At 53.9% G+C, this 20485-nt stretch carries 9 protein-coding genes and 3 rRNA genes; 10 read left to right on the top strand and 2 right to left on the bottom strand.

Going from position 1 to position 20485, the window contains the following annotated elements; translation table 11 throughout:
• Positions 1–254: 254 nt before the first annotated feature.
• From leuB to NQ491_RS03935, 7 genes are all read left to right on the top strand, one after another.
• Positions 255–1316 carry a 3-isopropylmalate dehydrogenase gene (leuB, locus tag NQ491_RS03965; RefSeq protein ID WP_019246289.1) on the top strand — a complete coding sequence of 354 codons (1062 nt, stop codon included), beginning with the start codon at positions 255–257 and terminating at the stop codon, positions 1314–1316.
• Positions 1317–2197: 881 nt separating this feature from the next.
• Positions 2198–3829, top strand: a complete 1632-nt coding sequence (locus tag NQ491_RS03960) for a S41 family peptidase (RefSeq protein WP_147524793.1) — start codon at positions 2198–2200, stop codon at positions 3827–3829.
• A 253-nt stretch (positions 3830–4082) separates the two neighbouring features.
• Positions 4083–5819 (top strand): S41 family peptidase, encoded by a 1737-nt coding sequence (locus tag NQ491_RS03955; protein ID WP_019246286.1) that lies wholly within the window; start codon positions 4083–4085, stop codon positions 5817–5819.
• Between the two features lie 655 nt (positions 5820–6474).
• A 16S ribosomal RNA gene (locus tag NQ491_RS03950) occupies positions 6475–8003 on the top strand.
• A 204-nt stretch (positions 8004–8207) separates the two neighbouring features.
• Positions 8208–11076: ribosomal RNA gene (locus tag NQ491_RS03945) — 23S ribosomal RNA — on the top strand.
• A gap of 94 nt (positions 11077–11170) precedes the next feature.
• A 5S ribosomal RNA gene (gene rrf / locus NQ491_RS03940) occupies positions 11171–11283 on the top strand.
• Together the 16S, 23S and 5S rRNA genes form the textbook arrangement of a ribosomal RNA operon.
• 1005 nt (positions 11284–12288) lie before the next feature.
• Complete coding sequence (locus NQ491_RS03935) at positions 12289–13941, top strand: AsmA family protein (protein ID WP_019244613.1); 1653 nt, start codon at positions 12289–12291, stop codon at positions 13939–13941.
• Positions 13942–14443: 502 nt separating this feature from the next.
• Here NQ491_RS03935 and NQ491_RS03930 read toward each other — a convergent pair.
• Positions 14444–15529 (bottom strand): AI-2E family transporter, encoded by a 1086-nt coding sequence (locus NQ491_RS03930; RefSeq protein WP_019244614.1) that lies wholly within the window; start codon positions 15527–15529, stop codon positions 14444–14446.
• A 557-nt stretch (positions 15530–16086) separates the two neighbouring features.
• Here NQ491_RS03930 and NQ491_RS03925 point away from each other — a divergent pair.
• Together NQ491_RS03925 and NQ491_RS03920 are read left to right on the top strand one after the other, a co-directional pair.
• Positions 16087–16698: a DUF2284 domain-containing protein gene (locus NQ491_RS03925; RefSeq protein WP_019244615.1), complete on the top strand. Its 612-nt coding sequence runs from the start codon at positions 16087–16089 to the stop codon at positions 16696–16698.
• On the top strand, positions 16692–17399 hold the full coding sequence (locus NQ491_RS03920; protein WP_019244616.1) for a Dph6-related ATP pyrophosphatase: 708 nt from the start codon (positions 16692–16694) through the stop codon (positions 17397–17399). The genes NQ491_RS03925 and NQ491_RS03920 overlap by 7 nt, the downstream gene beginning before the upstream one ends.
• 388 nt (positions 17400–17787) lie before the next feature.
• Here the strand turns inward: NQ491_RS03920 and NQ491_RS03915 are convergent, their stop codons facing one another.
• A complete protein-coding gene (locus tag NQ491_RS03915; protein WP_019244617.1) occupies positions 17788–18588 on the bottom strand; it encodes a M48 family metallopeptidase in 801 nt (266 codons plus the stop codon).
• Between the two features lie 676 nt (positions 18589–19264).
• On the opposite strand from NQ491_RS03915, the gene NQ491_RS03910 reads away from it, so the two are divergent.
• Positions 19265–20464, top strand: coding sequence for an efflux RND transporter periplasmic adaptor subunit (locus tag NQ491_RS03910; RefSeq protein WP_147524918.1), 1200 nt, complete (start codon positions 19265–19267; stop codon positions 20462–20464).
• The last annotated feature ends 21 nt before the right edge of the window (positions 20465–20485 follow it).

Here is a 20485-nt window from a genome sequence, read left to right as displayed (position 1 = left end):
GCTGACGATCGGTGAAGACTCGGTCGCATGGCGCATGTCGGAGACTGAGGCCGAGGCGCGTTCGTTTTCGGTTCGGGGGATTTTCGGGGGAGCGCTTGTTCGGTCTTCTTCGATGGACCGAAACCGAAAAGAGCGGTCGGTTGCCGGAACGTTCTGCCGCACGGATTGTGCCGGGATCGGGAAAACCGGCGCTCGGAGCGGGGAGGCGACATACCGGATAGTTAGGGATATATAATGCTAATGATAGGAAAAATATGGAACTGAAGATTGCACTTTTGCCCGGGGACGGTATCGGTCCCGAGATCGTGGGCGAGGCGGTGAAGGTCCTGGACCGGGTGGCCGCGAAGTACGGACATGTTTTCAAGTATGAGAAAGCGCTGGTCGGCGCCTGCGCGATCGATGCGACGGGCGACCCGTATCCGGCCGAGACGCACGCCGTCTGTCTGCGTTCCGACGCCGTGTTGTTCGGCGCGATCGGCGACCCGAAGTACGACAACGACCCGTCGGCCAAGGTGCGGCCCGAGCAGGGACTGCTCCGGATGCGCAAGTCGCTCGGACTGTACGCCAACCTGCGCCCGCTGGCCGTGTTCGACTCGCTGGCCGGCCGCTCGCCGCTGAAGACCGAGATCGTGCGCGGAGCCGACTTCCTGTGCGTGCGCGAGCTGACCGGAGGCATGTACTTCGGCCGTCCTCAGGGACGCAGCGAGGACGGGAACACCGCTTACGATACTTGCGTTTACACGCGCGAGGAGATCGAGCGGATTCTGCGTCTGGCCTTCGAACTGGCCCGCAAGCGGCGCAAACATCTGACCGTCGTCGACAAGGCCAACGTGATCGCCACCTCGCGGCTGTGGCGTCAGATCGCGGGCGAAATGGCGCCGCGATATGCCGATGTGCAACTCGAGTTCATGTTCGTCGACAATGCGGCGATGCAGATCATCCAGCGGCCGACCCATTTCGACGTGATCGTGACCGAAAACCTGTTCGGCGATATCCTGACCGACGAGGCCAGCGTCATCAGCGGCTCGCTCGGCATGCTCCCCTCGGCTTCGGTCGGCGCGGAGGTGGCGCTGTTCGAGCCGATTCACGGAAGCTATCCTCAGGCCGCGGGCAAGAACATCGCCAATCCGATGGCGACGATCCTTTCGGCCGCCATGCTGCTCGAGCACGTGGGGCTCGAAAAGGAGGGAAAGACCGTCCGCGAGGCGGTCAACCGGGCGATCGAGTCGGGCGTCGTGACCGAGGATCTGGTCAGCGACGGCGGCAAGGCTTATTCGACGACCGCCGTAGGCGATTTCATCGCTGCGGCTGTCTGAACGTCGTTCCGATCGGCAGGGTCGGTCCGGAACGGAGATTTTGAGATAGACAGAGGGCTGTCGGGCAATCGCTGACAGCCCTCTGTTTGCGTATTCTTTCCGGGCTGCGCGGCTCGGTTTCGGCGGAGCGATAGCGGCGGTCGGCTTCTCGTGCTTGTGCGGTTATGCCGCCGGGGGACGTGCCCGTTCCGTTCTGTCCGTCGAAAATATGTCCGAATGACCTTTCCGAGCGGATTGACAGGCGGCGGCCCGATCGAAACCGCGCGCTTTACCCTCGCAGGTCGAATTCTTATGCCGGCGGCTTTCCCTTTCGCGGAAAATCCGCATGTGTACGGCAGATTTTCTCTGCCGTGTCATCCGTAATCTCCCCGTTCCGGTTGTGCGGATAACGCTTTTCGGAACCCGGTTATATACTTTTCCGTACCGGTTCTCGGGTTTTCGATGGTTCCGGTTTTCCCGTATGAAATTTTTCTCTCGGCGCAAGGGTTTTATGGTAGGAGCTCATTGTATGCGCGTTCCGTAGCCGCAGCCGGACTCGGCGAATGTGAAAATTCCGGGAGCGAAGACGTTCGGTAATCGAAATATGTAATTTCCTTTCGGAAGAATGTCCCCCCGTTCCTCGATTCTTGTTCCCCGAGCAATAATTGTCAGGTGTTTGCGTTTTGATAATTAGGGATAAGCGAGGGTTCTGTTCGCTCCCGCTCGTCGTATTCCCGTATGCCGGTTATGGCCGCAGTTGAGCGAATATCCGGCGCGATGCCGCACCGGATTTGGGAAATCGTGACGATAAGTTTCTCATCGTCACGATTCCTGCCGGGGAAATGCTTGCCATGATATGATCTTGAGGGACGATAGTAGGCTCCTCAAAAAAATAGGAATTTATGTACACCCAAAGAATCGAACCCTTGCAAAGTAGAATTCTGATAGCCCTTCTGTTATTTGCGGTATTTCCGATCTGCGGATTCAGCAAGAAAAAGAATGTTCAACCGCCCGTTATGGACAGCATACAAGCTGCCCGGTTTATGGATTCGATTCACCGTTTGTATTTGAACGAGGTCGATTTTATTATCGACCGCATAGAGAATACCTATATATCCGGCCGCCGGGGCATGAGCGACGAGGAGTGGAACCGACGTGTGAAAATTGCTCGAAGTAAGGCCGTACAGTCCAACAATAAACGGGAGTATCTTTATAACTGGAGCTATCTTGGCGCTTTGATACAAGACAAGCATTTTGATTTTCCCGACGGAGGAGTGTACAATCGGTACCGTATATTCATCGAAAACGATTCGATCCTCCCGCTTTGGGTTCAGACATGGAAAGACGGAAGGGTATATAATGTGAAAGACTATACGGGGGTGATTCCGGCTCATGCCCAGATTCTGAGCGTCAACGGTCTTGATGCACAGGAAACCGCCCTGAAAAAACGGATGATGTTCCCGGGCGAAGAAGCCTATGCCATGGCATGGATGAATGCCGACGAAGAAACCGATCCACGCGGCTGGAATGCTTTCGCCAACTTTTTCTTGATGCACGGGCACCAACCTCCTTTCAAAGTGGTCTACAAGGCTCAGGGCAGCGACCGTCCCGATACCGTTGTCTTGAACGGAATGGCACGGGGCGACATATATAAGGAGTTCAAAAAATCGGGAGATAAACATCGCGCACGCATCCGTATAGGTAGTCACCTCCGTCCCATAAAATACCGGAATATGAAGGACGGTATCGGTGTGCTATCGATCAATAGTATGTGGGGGAAAAGATACGCTCCACTGATTCTGTTCCAACGCGATTGGCGCTACCCCCGTATGCTTCGGCGTGTGATGCGCCGCATCGACCGGGACAAGATCGAAAATCTGATTATCGACTTGAGTATCTGTCCGGGAGGCATGATTGAGAATGTCTATAAGACATTGGACTATTTCACGGACCGTCCGGTCGATCGGACGGAAATCTACCGGGTGACGGACGACAACCGCGAGATCGTGCAGGCCCTTATGTCCAATGATCTTCTTACCCCCAAGGCCGACCGTCGCCGACTGTCGGATTTAGTCGGAGGTATGAAGTCCGGAACGCTCTTTCGTACGGATTCTCTTTTCTCTATGCAGTACCAGCCCCGACCTCGAAAACATAGCTATCGTGGAAATGTGTATATCTTGACGGGACATCCGACCTATTCTGCCGCACAGATACTGGTACAATACTTCCAACATCTCGGCATCGGTCGGGTAGCCGGTCAACATTGCGGAGGCTTCACGGAAGTGACTTCTGGTAGTGCACCTAATATTCCTCTACCCCGGAACTCGGATATGCCGTTTTGGGTTCCGGTAGGCAAATTAGCGCTGTTCTCGGGCAGGGAGGATTCGTATCGCTATCCTCCGGTAGACATTCCGATCGACCATCCGTTCGAGGAGTGGCTGAAGCGGGAGAACCGCAGTCTGGACCGACTGATCGGGATGATCCGGAACGGAACGGCCGCCGCTTCGGCTTCCGGAACTGAAGTGACCGAATAGTGAGGGCGTCTTCCCGATTGTCGGGTGAGCCTGATGTCCGGTTGGGTTATGAGGTGGGTGAAACGTAGGTCCGGCTTCTTTCGCTGTTTTGAATACAGAGTTTTATTTTTATCTTTAGAATTGTTGTGCAGTCTTTTTTGTTCTTATGATGTCGAAGTCGACGAGTCCGGAATTAGGATAATTGCTGATAGGATAGGTTCGTAGAGAGAAATGTGTTTGTGTCCTATGGACGTGAAATGCCGGAATACTGAATATGAAGTTCACTTTCTGCGGGGGGCGGAAAGATGCAGAAGTGAAAAATACGGAGAATCCCATTATTTGTGCGCAGCATATAAAGATAAAGACATTTTCAACAAGTATCTGGATTTACATTATGAAATCAAAAAAAATCACGTGCATAATCTTTAAAAAGAGTAAAAGATTATGCTTTCTGTTGTCGATTACAATTTTTCTGCCTCTATTGGGGCATGCAGGGAGCGCATACAGTAACTATTCGGATTCAGTCAAGTACATATGTAACGATGAAATAGCATTTATTATCGATCATATCGAAAACACATATATATCCGGTCGGAGAGGTATTGAGGACGAAGAATGGAACAATAACAAAAGCATCGTCTATAACCGATTGCAAAACTTTTTGGATGAAAAAATAGATGGGTATTACGTTTATGTTTGGCGCTATTTGAACCTGCTTAAAGACGATGCCCATTTCAAATTCCCCGACGACGGTATGTTCAATCGATGGGAATATTTCAAAAAGGACGATTACTTGTTTCCTTTGTGGGTTCAGACTTGGAAAGACGGATCGATTTACAACGTAAAGGATTACAATGGCATTATTCCCCGTTTCGCTCAAATTCTCAGCATCAACGGTCGCTCTGCTAAGGAAATGGCGCTGATGAACAGGGCTATTGGACCCGGCGAGGAAGCCAATGCGATGGCTATGATGAATGCTAAGTACGAGACGGACCCGGCATACTGGCCGAACTTCGCCAATTTTCTATTCATGGAAGGTATTCGTGCACCGTTCGAGGTCGTTTATATCCGACCTGACAATAACCGACAAGACACCGTTATATTAGGGAACATATCTCGTGAAGAAATGTATCGTCAATTTAAAAAATCGGGCGACAAACGTAAAGTCAAATCCGAAATCGGCTTTGGGAAAAAACCAATCGTTTATGAAAATCTCGGCGATGGAATCGGAGTACTTTCGATCAATTCCTTCTGGGGAAAACGTTGGTCGTCCATGTTGCTGTTCGGCAAAGACTGGCGCTACAAACGCTTGCTTCGTCGAGCCATGCGCCGTATCGATCGGGACAATATAAAAGATCTGATTATCGATGTAAGCCTGAACTGCGGCGGAATGACAGAAAACGTATATTATACGCTAAATTATTTTACGGATAAGCCGATCGATATAAACGCCAAATACCGTGTAATCGACGAAGGCAGAGAAAAATTGCAAACGAACATAGAGAGAAGCCCGTATATAAAAGAAAGCGATCGGGAGCGTTTGATTGAATACATCGGAACACTGAAAGACGGAACCGTTTTTTGCACGGATACGGTCTGCGATCTGCAATACGTTCTAGATCATCCGAAACACGGTTTTAGAGGAAACGTATATGTCCTGACCGGCCCTCTTACTTACTCGGCGAGTCAGATGTTCGCCCGTTACTGTCAGACATTGGGAATCGGTCTGACGGCCGGACAACATTGCGGTGGGTATACGGAAATTTCTACGGGAAATACGGCTAAAATCACATTACCTCAGTTAAAACAATTAGAGTTCGAAGTTCCGTTCGGCGTTACCCGGATATGCAAGGAGGACGATCCCTATGATTATCCGCCGGTAGACATTCCGATCGACCATCCGTTCGAGGAGTGGCTGAAGCGGGAGAACCGCAGTCTGGACCGACTGATCGGGATGATCCGGAACGGAACGGCCGCCGCTTCGGCTTCCGGGCCCGCTTCGCCCAAATAGCGAGGGTGCTTTCCCCGTCGTCGGGTGTGTCCGAACGTGCCGTTTCGCGACGAAAAGGCAGGGTATTATTCTGTGCGCATAGTTGCCGAATGACAGTTTGCGATAACGATTCGCTCGATTTCAGACTCGAAAAATTGATATCCGAAAGTAAAATGCGGGTTTGCTCTTGTTGTTTGTAAAGTGTTGTTTGGTAGTCTGTTCCGTTCGGAAAATGAAAATAGTTTGAAAAAAGTTGCCGAAATATTTGGAAAGAACAAGCGAATGTCTCTATATTTGCACCCGCTAAACGGAAGAGACGGTTAGCGGGACGTTCTGAAAAGGTTGAAAAGTTTTCGAAAAAGATTTTGTCGTTTCCGAAACAATATCTATCTTTGCGCTCCGTTAGCTTGTACGATCGAGTATAGCGATCAGTTCTTAAAAAAGTTTCTCGAAGTTTTTCGCAAAAGATTTGGCGGTTTGAAAAATAGCTTTTATCTTTGCAGCCCGAAACCTCTGAAAAGAGGGCGGGTGATGAAAGACCCGAGAGGTTTATTGAAAGAAAAGTTCTTTGAAGTAATTAAGCAGCTAAAGTTTATTCTTACTCGTTTCGAAAGAAACGGTAATAATTTTCAAAATACCTTTGAGTATAGCCAAGATATTTAACGAAACATTTTTTACAATGGAGAGTTTGATCCTGGCTCAGGATAAACGCTAGCGGCAGGCCTAACACATGCAAGTCGAGGGGCAGCGGATGGAGTGCTTCGGTACTCCTGCCGGCGACCGGCGGACGGGTGCGTAACGCGTATGCAACCTGCCTTCAACAGGGGGATAATCCGAAGAAATTTGGTCTAATACCCCATAATATTCCGACAGGCATCTGTCGGAGTTGAAAGCTTCGGTGGTTGGAGATGGGCATGCGTTGTATTAGCTAGATGGTGAGGTAACGGCTCACCATGGCGATGATACATAGGGGGACTGAGAGGTTTTCCCCCCACACTGGTACTGAGACACGGACCAGACTCCTACGGGAGGCAGCAGTGAGGAATATTGGTCAATGGACGGAAGTCTGAACCAGCCATGCCGCGTGCAGGATGAATGTGCTATGCATTGTAAACTGCTTTTGTACGAGGGTAAACCCAGATACGCGTATCTGCTTGAAAGTATCGTACGAATAAGGATCGGCTAACTCCGTGCCAGCAGCCGCGGTAATACGGAGGATCCGAGCGTTATCCGGATTTATTGGGTTTAAAGGGTGCGTAGGCTGTTTTTTAAGTTAGAGGTGAAAGCTCGACGCTCAACGTCGAAATTGCCTCTGATACTGAGAGACTAGAGTGTAGTTGCGGAAGGCGGAATGTGTGGTGTAGCGGTGAAATGCTTAGATATCACACAGAACACCGATTGCGAAGGCAGCTTTCCAAGCTATTACTGACGCTGAGGCACGAAAGCGTGGGGAGCGAACAGGATTAGATACCCTGGTAGTCCACGCAGTAAACGATGATAACTCGTTGCCGGCGATACACAGTCGGTGACTTAGCGAAAGCGTTAAGTTATCCACCTGGGGAGTACGTTCGCAAGAATGAAACTCAAAGGAATTGACGGGGGCCCGCACAAGCGGAGGAACATGTGGTTTAATTCGATGATACGCGAGGAACCTTACCCGGGCTTGAAAGTTAGCGACGGACCGAGAAATCGGTCTTCCCTACGGGGCGCGAAACTAGGTGCTGCATGGTTGTCGTCAGCTCGTGCCGTGAGGTGTCGGGTTAAGTCCCATAACGAGCGCAACCCCTACCGTTAGTTGCCATCAGGTCAAGCTGGGCACTCTAGCGGGACTGCCGGTGTAAGCCGAGAGGAAGGTGGGGATGACGTCAAATCAGCACGGCCCTTACGTCCGGGGCGACACACGTGTTACAATGGCCGGTACAGAGGGTAGCTACCTGGTGACAGGATGCCAATCTCGAAAGCCGGTCTCAGTTCGGATTGGAGGCTGAAACTCGCCTCCATGAAGTTGGATTCGCTAGTAATCGCGCATCAGCCATGGCGCGGTGAATACGTTCCCGGGCCTTGTACACACCGCCCGTCAAGCCATGGGAGTTGGGGGTGCCTGAAGTACGTGACCGCAAGGAGCGTCCTAGGGCAAAACCGATGACTGGGGCTAAGTCGTAACAAGGTAGCCGTACCGGAAGGTGCGGCTGGAACACCTCCTTTCTGGAGCTAATTCAAAGGTATTGGCTGCTTTTTACTTCAAAGACTATTATAACAGTATCCGATTCCAAGTCGGTGGCGGAGCGAAACCGCAATACTGTACGATCCGCGAGGCATGTCCGGCGACGGGCTGCCGAGAGGAAAAGTTCTTTGACAGATTTAAGGATGAGAAAGGGGCTCCTGTCCTGTAGAGGGATAGGAGGCGTAAAGAAAGTAAGCAAGGGCGTACGGGGGATGCCTAGGCTCTTGGAGGCGAAGAAGGACGTGTTAAGCTGCGAAAAGCTGCGGGGATTTGCAAAAGAGAGTTGATCCGCAGATATCCGAATGGGGCAACCCGGCAGATAGGAGATCTGTCACATCGAGAGATGAGCGAACCCTATGAACTGAAACATCTAAGTAATAGGAGGAGGAGAAAGAAACATCGATTTCCCGAGTAGTGGCGAGCGAAAAGGAAATAGCCCAAACCGGTGTTGTTACGGCAACGTCGGGGTTGTAGGACTGCGAAATCTTAATACGAACGAACGGGAACATGCTGGAAAGCGTGACCATAGAGGGTGAAAGTCCCGTACCGGTAAGTTGTGTAAGCGGAAGCAGTATCCTGAGTATGGCGGGACACGAGGAATCCTGTCAGAACCCGCGGGGACCACCCCGCAAGGCTAAATACTCCCAAGAGACCGATAGTGGACCAGTACCGTGAGGGAAAGGTGAAAAGTACCCCGAACAGGGGAGTGAAAAAGAACCTGAAACCGTACGCTTACAACCTGTCGGAGCGGCTTAGTGCCGTGACGGCGTGCCTTTTGCATAATGAGCCTACGAGTTACTAATCACTAGCGAGGTTAAGGGCTATAAGGTCCGGAGCCGAAGCGAAAGCGAGTCTGAATAGGGCGCAAAGTTAGTGGTTGTAGACGCGAAACCTTGCGATCTACCCATGAGCAGGATGAAAGTTGGGTAAAACCACCTGGAGGTCCGCACCGGTAAACGTTGAAAAGTTTTCGGATGACTTGTGGGTAGGGGTGAAAGGCTAATCAAGCTGGGAAATAGCTCGTACTCCCCGAAATGCTTTTAGGAGCAGCGTTGCAATAGTATACTGGAGGTAGAGCTACTGATTGGATGCGGGGGCTTCACCGCCTACCAAATCCTGACAAACTCCGAATGCCAGTATTATGTTTTGCAGCAGTGAGCCGCCGGGTGCTAATGTCCGGCGACAAAAGAGGAACAACTCAGACCATCATCTAAGGCCCCGAAGAATACACTAAGTTGAACTAACGATGTGCGACTGCAGCGACAGCTAGGATGTTAGCTTGGAAGCAGCTATTCATTTAAAGAGTGCGTAACAGCTCACTAGTCGAGCGGTTGTGCGTGGATAATAAACGGGCATCAAGTGTATCGCCGAAGCTATGGACTCTACGGAGTGGTAGGGGAGCATTCCATCGACGTTGAAGCCGTGTCGTAAGGCATGGTGGAGTTTATGGAAAAGCAAATGTAGGCATAAGTAACGATAAGGCGGGAGAGAAACCCGCCCACCGCAAGACCAAGGTTTCCTGATCAACGCTAATCGGATCAGGGTTAGTCGGGTCCTAAGGGTAAGCCGTCAGGTGATCTCGATGGACAATCGGTTAATATTCCGATACCGATGCATACTGCGACGGAGGGACGGAGAAGCGTAAGCTGCGCCAACATACGGAATTGTTGGTTAAAGAGCGTAGGTATAGGACGACGTTAATAGCGACGTTTTGCTGAAACTCGACAGTACCGAGCGGCTACGGCCAATCGGATAGTCAGCCCAAGCAAGCTTCCGAGAAAAACTTCTAAGCTTCAGGTATGCATCGCCCGTACCGTAAACCGACACAGGTGGTCGAGGAGAGTATCCTCAGGTGCTTGAGTGAATCACGGATAAGGAACTAGGCAAATTGACCCCGTAACTTAGGGATAAGGGGTCCCCACGTGAGTGGGGCGCAGCGAAAAGGTCCAGGCAACTGTTTAACAAAAACATAGGGCTATGCTAATTCGAGAGAAGACGTATATGGCCTGACACCTGCCCGGTGCTGGAAGGTTAAGAGGGGATGTTAGCGCAAGCGAAGCATTGAATCGAAGCCCCAGTAAACGGCGGCCGTAACTATAACGGTCCTAAGGTAGCGAAATTCCTTGTCGGGTAAGTTCCGACCTGCACGAATGGTGTAATGATCTGGACACTGTCTCGTCCGTGAGCTCAGTGAAATTGTAGTCCCGGTGAAGATGCCGGGTACCCGCAACGGGACGAAAAGACCCCGTGAACCTTTACTGCAGCTTAACGCTGAATTTGGGTGCATGATGTGTAGGATAGGCAGGAGACTGCGAAGCGGTACCGCCAGGTATCGTGGAGTCGCCGTTGAAATACTGCCCTTTGTGTATTTGAATTCTAACCCTGTTCAGGGGACACCGTTTGGTGGGTAGTTTGACTGGGGTGGTCGCCTCCAAAAGCGTAACGGAGGCTTCCCAAGGTACCCTCAGCACGAATGGTAACCGTGCGCAGAGTGCAATGGCACAAGGGTGCTTGACTGCGAGACTCACAAGTCGACCAGGTGCGAAAGCAGGGCATAGTGATCCGGTGGTTCTGTGTGGACTGGCCATCGCTCAAAGGATAAAAGGTACTCCGGGGATAACAGGCTGATCGCCGCCAAGAGCTCATATCGACGCGGCGGTTTGGCACCTCGATGTCGGCTCGTCACATCCTGGGGCTGGAGAAGGTCCCAAGGGTTCGGCTGTTCGCCGATTAAAGTGGCACGCGAGCTGGGTTCAGAACGTCGTGAGACAGTTCGGTCTCTATCTGTTGCGGGCGTAGGAAATTTGAGGGGTCCTGACCTTAGTACGAGAGGACCGGGTTGGACGAACCTCTGGTGTATGAGTTGTGCCGCCAGGTGCATTGCTCAGTAGCCATGTTCGGACAGGATAAGTGCTGAAAGCATCTAAGCACGAAGCCTTCCCCAAGATAAGATTTCCCTTGAAGGCCGTAGGAGACTACTACGTTGATAGGCCGCAGGTGTAAAGGCAGCGATGTCAAAGCCGAGCGGTACTAATAGCCTGAGCACTTTCTGAAGAGGGCCCTTTTCTCATCCTGAATCGTCAAATGTTCCGCACGGGACGTTTGAGTCGAGGAACTTTACGACACAGGCCGCAGATGCGGTAGAGTTTTAGGTGGTTATAGCAGTGGGGTCCCACCTCTTCCCATTCCGAACAGAGAAGTTAAGCCCGCTTACGCCGATGGTACTGCAGTCACATGTGGGAGAGTAGGTAGCCGCCTCCTTAAGGAGCCTTGCAGCGATGCAGGGCTCCTTTTTTGTTCGTATTCGTCGTATTCTTCGAGGGCGGTTCGTTCCCGCGACCGGTCCGGCCGCTTCCCCTTCTCCGTTTCGTTACGGCGTCGGGACATAATCCCCGCCGCGCTCGGGCCGTTCCGGGTTTTGTTCCGGAACGGCTGCAGGTCCGGTTGTCCCGAGGGAAATGCTTGCAACAGCATACGTCCGAACATGCGTGAATCCTGCATTGCGATCGCCCTCGGCGGAATGTTCCGGACGTTCCGCCGGTTGTCCCGGAATCGGAATCTTTCGGGATCTGTTCCAGAGGGGCTGTTTATGGGACCCCCTTCGTTTTTTTTCGGCGGCTCGTTCGCTTCGGAGCGCAGTATCCGAGTGTCTGTGCCCGGTGCGCGGTCTGTCGGGTGTATGAGGCGTACTCCTGAATGTCCGTCGATCCTGCCTGTATCTTCCCGGAGTCCTGACAGGACGGACCCTAAGACGCATGCAAGGAGAAAATCTCGGACAAAAATGCAATAAATAATGCAAAATGACCTGTCAATATTGATATGATTGCCTTAATCGTGGCGAGAAAATCCTCGTGTTGTATTGTCCGTAAGGCGATAGCCTCTTTCGTCGTTCAATCGGATGACATGTCCTTTGAATTCTCAGAGGCGAATTGGCGTATTTGACGGATAAATCATATGTTCGTATAGTGTGTTTGTTCCGTAAAAATGAGGAGAACCGGTTATGTGTTTTGCTATCGGCTCTTTAGTCTTCTGTGTTTCCGGTTTCGAAACGTCGAGCGGCGGTTCGTCCCGGATACGGTTTGCCTGCATGGTGTTTCCCATCGTAATCTGTCGGGCTGTGGAAGGTACGATATCCAGACGACCTGCGCTTGGATCATGCGTGAGAACGTTTGGACGAATATTTTTGTCCGACTGCCCATGATGGACGCAAATTTGCATCGCTGAGCAGAAGCGTCGCTTGGGGCGCGGGATCAATTCATTCGGGAAATGATGGAAAAGCGAAAGACCGATACGAGGTGGGGAAAAATAGCATGGATCGTCGCCTGTTGCGCGCTGGGGGTGCTGGTGGTCAAGGTGGGCGTCGAGGTCTGGCTCGGCAGCAAGATTCGCCGAACGATCGTTTCGAAAGTTTCCGAAGCGAGCGACGGAGCCTACCGGGCCGAGGTGGGCGGTGTCAGAGTCGGCCTGTTCAATCGTGCCGTGCGCGTCGAAAATTTTACGCTTCATTCCGACAGCGCGCGGTTACGGCTAAAAGGCTCGCCGCTCGCCGGGCTCAATGTGCGGGTCGCGCAACTGTCCCTCGGCGGAATCCGCTGGGACAGGAAGGGTGCGTCGATGCGGATCTCGGCCGATGAGTTGGAAATCATTTCGCCGCGTATCGTGCTGAGTCGGAGTCCCGATGCAGAGGCCGACACGTCCGCCGGCTCGCGCAGGTCATGGCGCGACCGGCTCGATTCGACGGGGATCTTGGCCGAGATCGGACGTTTCGATATCCGGAACGCCCGGGTCGAGGTGTGCGACTACCGGAACGGCCGGAGGGTCTGCCATCGCATCGAGGGACTGAGCCTCGGCTCGGATGACCTTTGCTTCGACATGTCGGCCGATTCGCTGTCGAGACCATGGTTTTGTAGCGACATGGAGCTGGCAGTCGACAGGCTCGACTACCGGATCGACGAAGGGGCGGTACTGCTCGAAGTCGATACGCTTCGATTCGGCGCGGGCGACGGCTCGCTTTACGTTGCGGCCGTTCGTCTGGAACCGCAGTATCCCAAGGATATGTTTGCCCGGCGGGCACCCGGACATATCGACTGGACCCGCGTTTCGGTTCGGAGCATCGGATGCACCGGTATCGATTGGGCCGCATGGACGGACGGCGGAGGACTTCGTATCGACAGTTTGAGCATTCCGCAGGCGGAAGTCGAAAGTTACAAGAATCGTCAGGTACCCCGGCCGCAACGTGTGAAACAACTGTTTTACCGCTCGTTGCAGCGGCTGCCGTTCGCTGTCGACGTGCGCCGTATCACTCTGGGCAACGTGCGGGCCCGTTACGACGAGCTGTCGGAAAACGGAACGGAGCCCGGAATCGTGCAATTCGACAGCCTGAGCGGCGAGTTTTACGGTCTGACCAATCGGGGCGGAGCGGACGACTTTTTCCGGTTGGAGGCCCGGGGAAAGTTGTACGGGGCGGGTCTGCTGAAAGCGAGCTTCCGGTTTCCGTCCGACTCGTTGAACCGCCGTTTTGAAATCGACGGCTCCCTCGGGCCGATGAGCCTGCCGTTGTTGAATCGCGTCGTGACGCCGCTTGCCGGTATTCAGATCGATTCCGGACGGCTCGAGCGGATCGAATTCCGCGTGACGGGAAACGATGCGCGGTCGGAAGTTCAAATGACGATGCTATACGACGGGCTCGACGTGGAGATGGTCAAGCGGCAGCCGGACGGTCGGCTCAAGGAGCGGCGCCTGATGACGTTTGTCGTCGACAAGATGCTGATCCGGCCGAGCAATCCGGACGGTCGAGGCACGCGTACGGCGGACGGCAGCGCGGAACGCGACCCGTACCGCTCGCAATTCAACTATTGGTGGAAATCGTTGCTGCCCGGTATTAAGAATACCGTTTTGGGCAAGGATTCGTACAGGTAGTGGGCCGAGCGAAAAGAGCCCGGATCGGTTGTGTAATACATGGTTTCATCGTATGGACCAGGGGACCGTTCCCCGAATCTTTACGATTTCGGGACGACAACGGACATACATATCCACACCGCTACATGCCCGGCCAATAGACCGTTATTTCCTTTGCCCGTCTTCATAAGACCCATTCACTTCATTGTTCACGGGGTGAGCGGGACGTCCTTGTGATATGTCGCTCACGTTTCTGTCGCGCCATTTTTTATCAAATGCGCTTTTTCTTGTTCTCGCATAAAATTTTTGAGCCGTTCACCGGAATCGGTCCATTTCAACGGCAGGTTATAACGTGAATCGGGAACATTCCGTAAACGACAGATCCCATGGCAAGCATTTGCGGCGAAAGACGGGCCGGGCAGGCTTGGAACGCGGGAGCGGATCGTCCGCAGCGGGGGAGCGATTCCGCACAGGTTTTCGGTGCGGACTTGGAGCGTTCGCAAAGATCGGATTGGGCGAACGATTACTCCCGACCGCACCGGGTCTCGGCGGCGTTCTCTCGAGCCTGCGCTTCCTGCGGCAGCAAGTCGTATTCCTTATAGTAGATTTTCATCAGCAGCAGGAAGCCCGAGATCAGCAGAGGGCCGAAGATAATGCCCCAGAACCCGAATAGCGGGATACCGAGTATCACGCCGAAAATGACGATCAGCGGGTGCGTATCCGCCACTTTGTTCATCAGGATCATCCGGCAGAGGTTGTCTACGTTGGCGATGACCAGCACGCCGAGCGCGATCATCAGGATGCCCTGCCACAGCTCGCCGCTATAGATCATATATGCGCCGAGCGGCACGCTGACGATGACCGTGCCGACCATCGGGATCAGTCCGCATACGGCGGTGACGAATGCCCAGAAAACGATGTTGTTCATGCCCAGCAGCCAGTAGATCAGGCAGGCCGCGAGCGCCTGCGACAGCATGACGATCGGGATGCCGAGCGCGTTGCTGAAGATGATCGTCTTGACTTCCTGCTTGAGCAGGCAGAGGCTCTTGCCCTTGAAGGGCACGTAGGAGTTGATGTGCCTCTCCATCTTGCGACCCTTGAGCAGCATGAAGTAGAGGATGACGAGCATCATGAATACGTTTGCCGCGAAGCTGTAGGTCGTGTTGATCAGCGACGATACCATTTTCGTCAGGAAAGCTCCCGAGTTCTCGAGCAGATCCTTGGGGATGGCTTCGAAACCGATCAGTTCGTTCAGCCGGATCACCTGCTTTTCGAAAAAGCCGACGATTTTCGACGTGTCGACGTTGGGAATCTCGGCCGCAATCACTTCGTAGATCAGAAAGCCGAGTCCCAGCAGCAGGACCGTCGTGCATAGCACAAGCAGGGCCGCCGCGAGCCATGATCTCCAGCTGTGTCGCTCGGTCAGCCGGAAAAGCAGCGAGCGCAGTACGACGTAGAGCGTCGAAGCGCCCAGAAAGGCTCCGACGAAGAAGCCCAATTGCTTGAGAATGACCAGTCCGATCGTAATCAGGATACCCAGAAAAAGCAACTGCCGGAAAAAAAGATTGTTCTTTTGCAGCGTATCGGTCGGGAGGTCGGGTCGGTTCATAGGACGGGCGGTTATTGGTTCCGACGCTCGTTCTGCAAAAATTTCTCCAAGTTTCGCGCGCCGCGCCGGAAGAGTCCCGGTTTGCCATATACGGAGCCATCGGGCGCGTGTCTCCCTGCCGCTTGCAACATATGTCCTATATTATTATGGACCCGATTGTATGCTTTATAATGTCCCCGCTTCGGTTCGTCGGATTTCCGGGGAGTTTCTTTTCTCCGAGTTTCCGAGTGACGGCTCATCCGGTTGCCGTTCTTTCTATGGGGCTGTTTCAAGCCTGCCGGAAACATATCGATCGCTTCTGTGAGCGCGATTCATCGAATTGTATTGATTTGTGTAATTACGAGGTGCTTTTATGGAGGCTTTGTATCGGATGGAAAGTCTGTGCTCGGCGGCTTTTTTCGGACGTTGCAGGCGGCTTGTTCGTTTTATTGCGTTATTTCGATCGGTTTTCCGTGCAGGAACGGTCATACCGTTCTTAGACAATATGGAATCGTTTGCCGGAACGATTCTTTTTTGCCAAATTTGTCCTTTGACGGTACGGCCGTCACCGATGCCCGATGAAACCGAACAACCCGACCGAAAAGCCGCTCGCCGTGCGGACTTACGCTTTCGCTTCGCTTCTTGTCGAAGAGTATATCCGCCGTTATCGCGACGCGGAGCGGTTCGCCGACTTGTGCCGCCGGTGCGGCCGGTACGGACGTTGTTGGGCGTGCCCGCCTTTCTCGTTCGATGCGGAGGAGTATTTATCGGGTTTCGGGACGGCTCATCTGATCGCTGCGCGAATCGAACCGGGCAAGCGGTTACGCGCGCTTTGCGCCGATGCAGGGCAAAGCGAGAAACAGGGACGCGCTTTGTTGAATGAAGCCCGTTGCGAGCTGGACGCGCGATTGCTTGCCTTGGAAGAGGCATGGCCGGACAGCCGTGCCTTTTTTGCCGGTACATGCTTCGATTGTCCTGAGGGAACCTGTACCAGACCGTCGGACCTGCCTTGCGTGCGGCCCGGGAAAATACGCCCGTCGCTCGAGGCGCTTGGCTTCGATCTGGGGCGGACGGCTTCGGAATTGCTCGGCATCGAGTTGCGCTGGAGCGTCGACGGGAGGTTACCGGAATATTTCACGCTGATCAGCGGATTTTTCACCAATCATTCGATCGATTCACTGTCATGGTAGAGCAGAGGCGACGGGCGGTTTTCAACTGGAGCGGAGGAAAGGATTCCGCGCTGGCGTTGCAGACGGTGCTGCGGGAGGACCGTTACGAGGTCGTCTCGCTGCTTACGACGGTCGATGCGTCGAATGACCGCTCGTCGATGCACGGCATTCCGGCCGAGCTGCTCCGGATGCAGGCCGACAGCATCGGGCTGCCGATCCGTATTGTCCCGACAGGGAAGGGGATCGAGGACTACGAGCGGGCGATGGCTGAGGCCGTCGGCGATTTCGTCGCCCGGGGAGCCGAACATTTTATCTTCGGGGATATTTTTTTGCAGGACGTGCGCGCGTACCGGGAGCGTCAGTTGGAGCCGTATGGCGTGACGGTGGTCGAGCCGCTGTGGGGACAGGGGCCGGAACGGATTATGGCCGCTTTTCTCGCCTCGGGACTCGAAACGGTCGTTGTAACGACCGATGCTTCCTGCCTCGGTGCCGATTGGATCGGGCGGACGATCGACGGAACGTTTCGAGACGATTTGCCCGACGGTGTCGATCCGTGCGGCGAGAACGGCGAATATCATACGTTCTGCCATGCGGGCGGAATGTTCCGCTATCCGATTCCGTTCCGTTTGGGCGGGCCTGTCCGCCGGAGCTACACGGTGACGCTCGAAGACGGTGCGGTGAAGTCCTACGCCTACTGGTTCGCCGCTCTGACGACTCCTTAGACCGGTCGATTTTCCTGTCGGTTAGGTGAAGATGTGCGCTGTATGGCAAAGGAATGCCCCGATTTGCCGGTCGGCTGTCCGTTCTGTTATTGTGCGGACCGTGCCCGGGGCTTCCGTCGGAACGATTTCACGGAGGCGGAATGAAGCTGGCGGCTGGCATTTCCCATGACTTCTCGCGGAGAGGGCTCCGGTCTTGCCGGCTTTGTCCTGCCGGATCGCGGACCGAGCCGCTCGAAACCGGATTTCGTGTCTTCGGGCATCCGCCCCGGCCTGCGATTCGCCGCGCGGTCCTTGAAAAGAATTTCGTTCGTCGGAAAGCCCGCATGAAAAAAGCGCCGTTGCTATACGGCGCCTTTCTCCGGCATGTCTTACGACGGCGTAGACGTGCCTATTGTTGCTGTTGCCGGATCAGCTCCTCGGCCCGCGCTCGCATCCGCTCGGCGCGTTTCTGGTTGTCGGGATGCGACGAGAACATTCTTTGCAGTCCCGACGACTGGGAGCCTTGCGACAGTTCGGCCAGTTTTTCGAGGGCCGAGGCCATCGAATAAGGGTCCAGACCGTTCTGGACGCAGAAATCGAATCCGAAGTCGTCTGCGGCCGACTCCTGTTTTTGGGAGAATTGCGCGTTCGAGAAAGCCTGCACGAGGTCGCCCAGTTGCGAGTCGGTCAGTTTGGCCAGCGTACCTCCGGCCGAGCCGGCCGCATTGCGTGCGGCCGAGGCCATGTATGCGTTCTTCATCGCATCCTTCGTGTCGGCATGCACGACGTGTCCTATCTCGTGCCCGATCACGCCCATCAGCTGCCGGTCGTCCATCAGATCCATCAGCGAACTGAATACGCGCACGCTTCCGTCCCCGCAGGCGAACGCGTTGACGTCGGCCACTTCGTAAACTTTGAAGTTCAGTTCCAATCCGTCGACTTTGACATTCTCGGTCAGCCTCTTGAGCCGTTGGCTGTAGGCCGAAGTGTCGGGTGACACGGGATTGTTGTTATCCATCCATTCGACCGCCTCGCGGCTGAGGGCCGCGATGTCGGCATCGGAAAGCGTGACGGCTTTTATCATGTCGGCGCCCGCTTGGACGAGTTTCTGCGCGTTCAGCGTTTTACCGCCCAGCTTGATCTGGGCCTGTGCCTCCGTCGCGCAGAGCGTGCAGACGGTCAGCGCCAGCATTGTCATCTTCTTGATCATGGTCTTTTGCTGCGTTTCGGTTATTTTTTGTTCGGCGACCGGACTTTTCTCCGCCCATATCCGGAATAGAACGCAAATATATGCATTGTACGGTTATCATGTCCTTTATGGCGGAAAATAGGGACGGATTTTTCTGATCGATAGGGTAAGATCGTGCATGGGCAGTGCGGTTTTCGGGCGTATGATTCGCCAAAGCAGGTGCGGACGCAAGGATATTTTTTGTCCGTATGATTTTTTTATGTCGTCGGTTTGAATCTTAAGTCTTTGCAATACAGGATGTCGCTTTTGTTCATGGGCGTTTTTGCGATGCCGTCCGGCGATGTAGGACGGTCGACGGCCGGTTCCGGGAAGTCTTCTGCGAATTTTGCGGCGAAACCGGAAAACTATTTTTGTTTTATCAGTTTTCTTGTTACTTTTGCTCCGTAATTTGTCATGAGAAACCTATGCCAGGTTATTTTAACGTATTCATTTTGATTTCGATACAATTTTTTTTATGAGTTTACGTTAATGCAAGCGTATGGGGATCGGCGTGGATGAAAGCGCCACGAGGACAAATTGCCTGAATTATTTGTATTTTTGCAGCTTGCCGGCGAGCGGTTTTCGTGCCGGGAAACGACGTGATGTTTGAAAAGGAGTATAATTTAACGGATAAGAGAATATGAACAACAGGAACAGAATGAGAGTCGTAGGAACTCTGTGTAAGGGGCTGACATTTTTGTTGTCGGGCGTTGCCGCCGTTTCGTGCGGTAATTCGAATGCAGGCCAGAACATGGCAGGAGGCGTTCCCGAGTTTGCGGTAGAGACGCTGGAGCCTGTCTCGGTCGATCTGAAAACGACTATTCCGGCCACGATCCGCGGGTTGCAGGACGTAGAGATCCGTCCGCGTGTCAGCGGCTTCATCACGAAGCTGTGCGTGGACGAAGGGGCCGTAGTGAAAAAAGGTCAGCCTTTGTTCCTGATCGACAAGGTGCAGTACGAGGCGGCCCGGAATGCGGCGGAGGCAGCCGTGAAGGTAGCCGAGGCCAACGTAGCTACGAATCGCCTGACGGTAAAGAACAAGACCGATCTGCAGGCGCAGAATATCATCAGCGAGTACGATCTGGAAATGGCTCAGAACACGCTGAAGACTGCCGAGGCCCAGCTCGCGCAGGCGAAAGCCCAGCTGGTGTCGGCCGAACAGGATTTGGCCTATACGACCGTAACGAGTCCTTCCGACGGCGTCGTCGGGTCGATTCCGTTCCGTGTGGGCAGCTTGGTCAGCTCGTCTTCGGCCGAGCCGCTGACCGTCGTGTCGGATATCTCGAAAATGTACGTTTACTTCACGATGAACGAGAAGCAGTTGCTGGAGATGACGCGCCGCGACGGAGCCTCGCTCGGCAAGATGGTCGGCAACATGCCCGAGGTCGAGCTGATGCTGGCCGACGGAAGCGTCTATCCCCAGAAAGGGCGGATCGAGACGCTGACCGGCGTGATCGATACGAAGACCGGCTCGTTCACGCTCCGGGCATTGTTCCCCAATACCGATTATGTGCTTCGCAGCGGCGGAACGGGCAATGTATTGATTCCGAGCCAGCTCGATTCGGCCCTGATGGTGCCGCAGAAAGCCACTTCCGAAATTCAGGACAAAAAGTTCGTTTACGTGCTTCAACCCGATTCGACGGTCAAGAATACGCCCGTCGAAGTGTTCAACCTCGACGACGGTAAGAACTATGTCGTGACATCGGGGCTTCGTGCCGGCGACCGGATCGTCGTAGAGGGCGTGGCGACGCTGAAGGACGGCGCCAAGATCAAGGCCATTACGCCCGCCGAGGCGGCCGCGCGGCTGAATGCCCTTTCGGGTGCGGCCGGAGCCGCTCAGCAGCAGGCCAGACAATAATTCATACATGGACAGAATAAG

This window comes from Alistipes ihumii AP11 (assembly GCF_025144665.1).
Taxonomy (GTDB): domain Bacteria; phylum Bacteroidota; class Bacteroidia; order Bacteroidales; family Rikenellaceae; genus Alistipes_A; species Alistipes_A ihumii.
Note: the sequence above shows the minus strand (reverse complement) of the source record. Positions and strands in the feature narration are given on the sequence as shown.

Coding starts and splice junctions, on each gene's coding strand:
- leuB (WP_019246289.1), top strand. CDS start 255: ATGGAACTGAAGATTGCACTTTTGCCCGGGGACGGTATCGGTCCCGAG.
- NQ491_RS03960 (WP_147524793.1), top strand. CDS start 2,198: ATGTACACCCAAAGAATCGAACCCTTGCAAAGTAGAATTCTGATAGCC.
- NQ491_RS03955 (WP_019246286.1), top strand. CDS start 4,083: ATGAAGTTCACTTTCTGCGGGGGGCGGAAAGATGCAGAAGTGAAAAAT.
- NQ491_RS03935 (WP_019244613.1), top strand. CDS start 12,289: ATGATGGAAAAGCGAAAGACCGATACGAGGTGGGGAAAAATAGCATGG.
- NQ491_RS03930 (WP_019244614.1), bottom strand. CDS start 15,529: ATGAACCGACCCGACCTCCCGACCGATACGCTGCAAAAGAACAATCTT.
- NQ491_RS03925 (WP_019244615.1), top strand. CDS start 16,087: ATGAAACCGAACAACCCGACCGAAAAGCCGCTCGCCGTGCGGACTTAC.
- NQ491_RS03920 (WP_019244616.1), top strand. CDS start 16,692: ATGGTAGAGCAGAGGCGACGGGCGGTTTTCAACTGGAGCGGAGGAAAG.
- NQ491_RS03915 (WP_019244617.1), bottom strand. CDS start 18,588: ATGATCAAGAAGATGACAATGCTGGCGCTGACCGTCTGCACGCTCTGC.
- NQ491_RS03910 (WP_147524918.1), top strand. CDS start 19,265: ATGAGAGTCGTAGGAACTCTGTGTAAGGGGCTGACATTTTTGTTGTCG.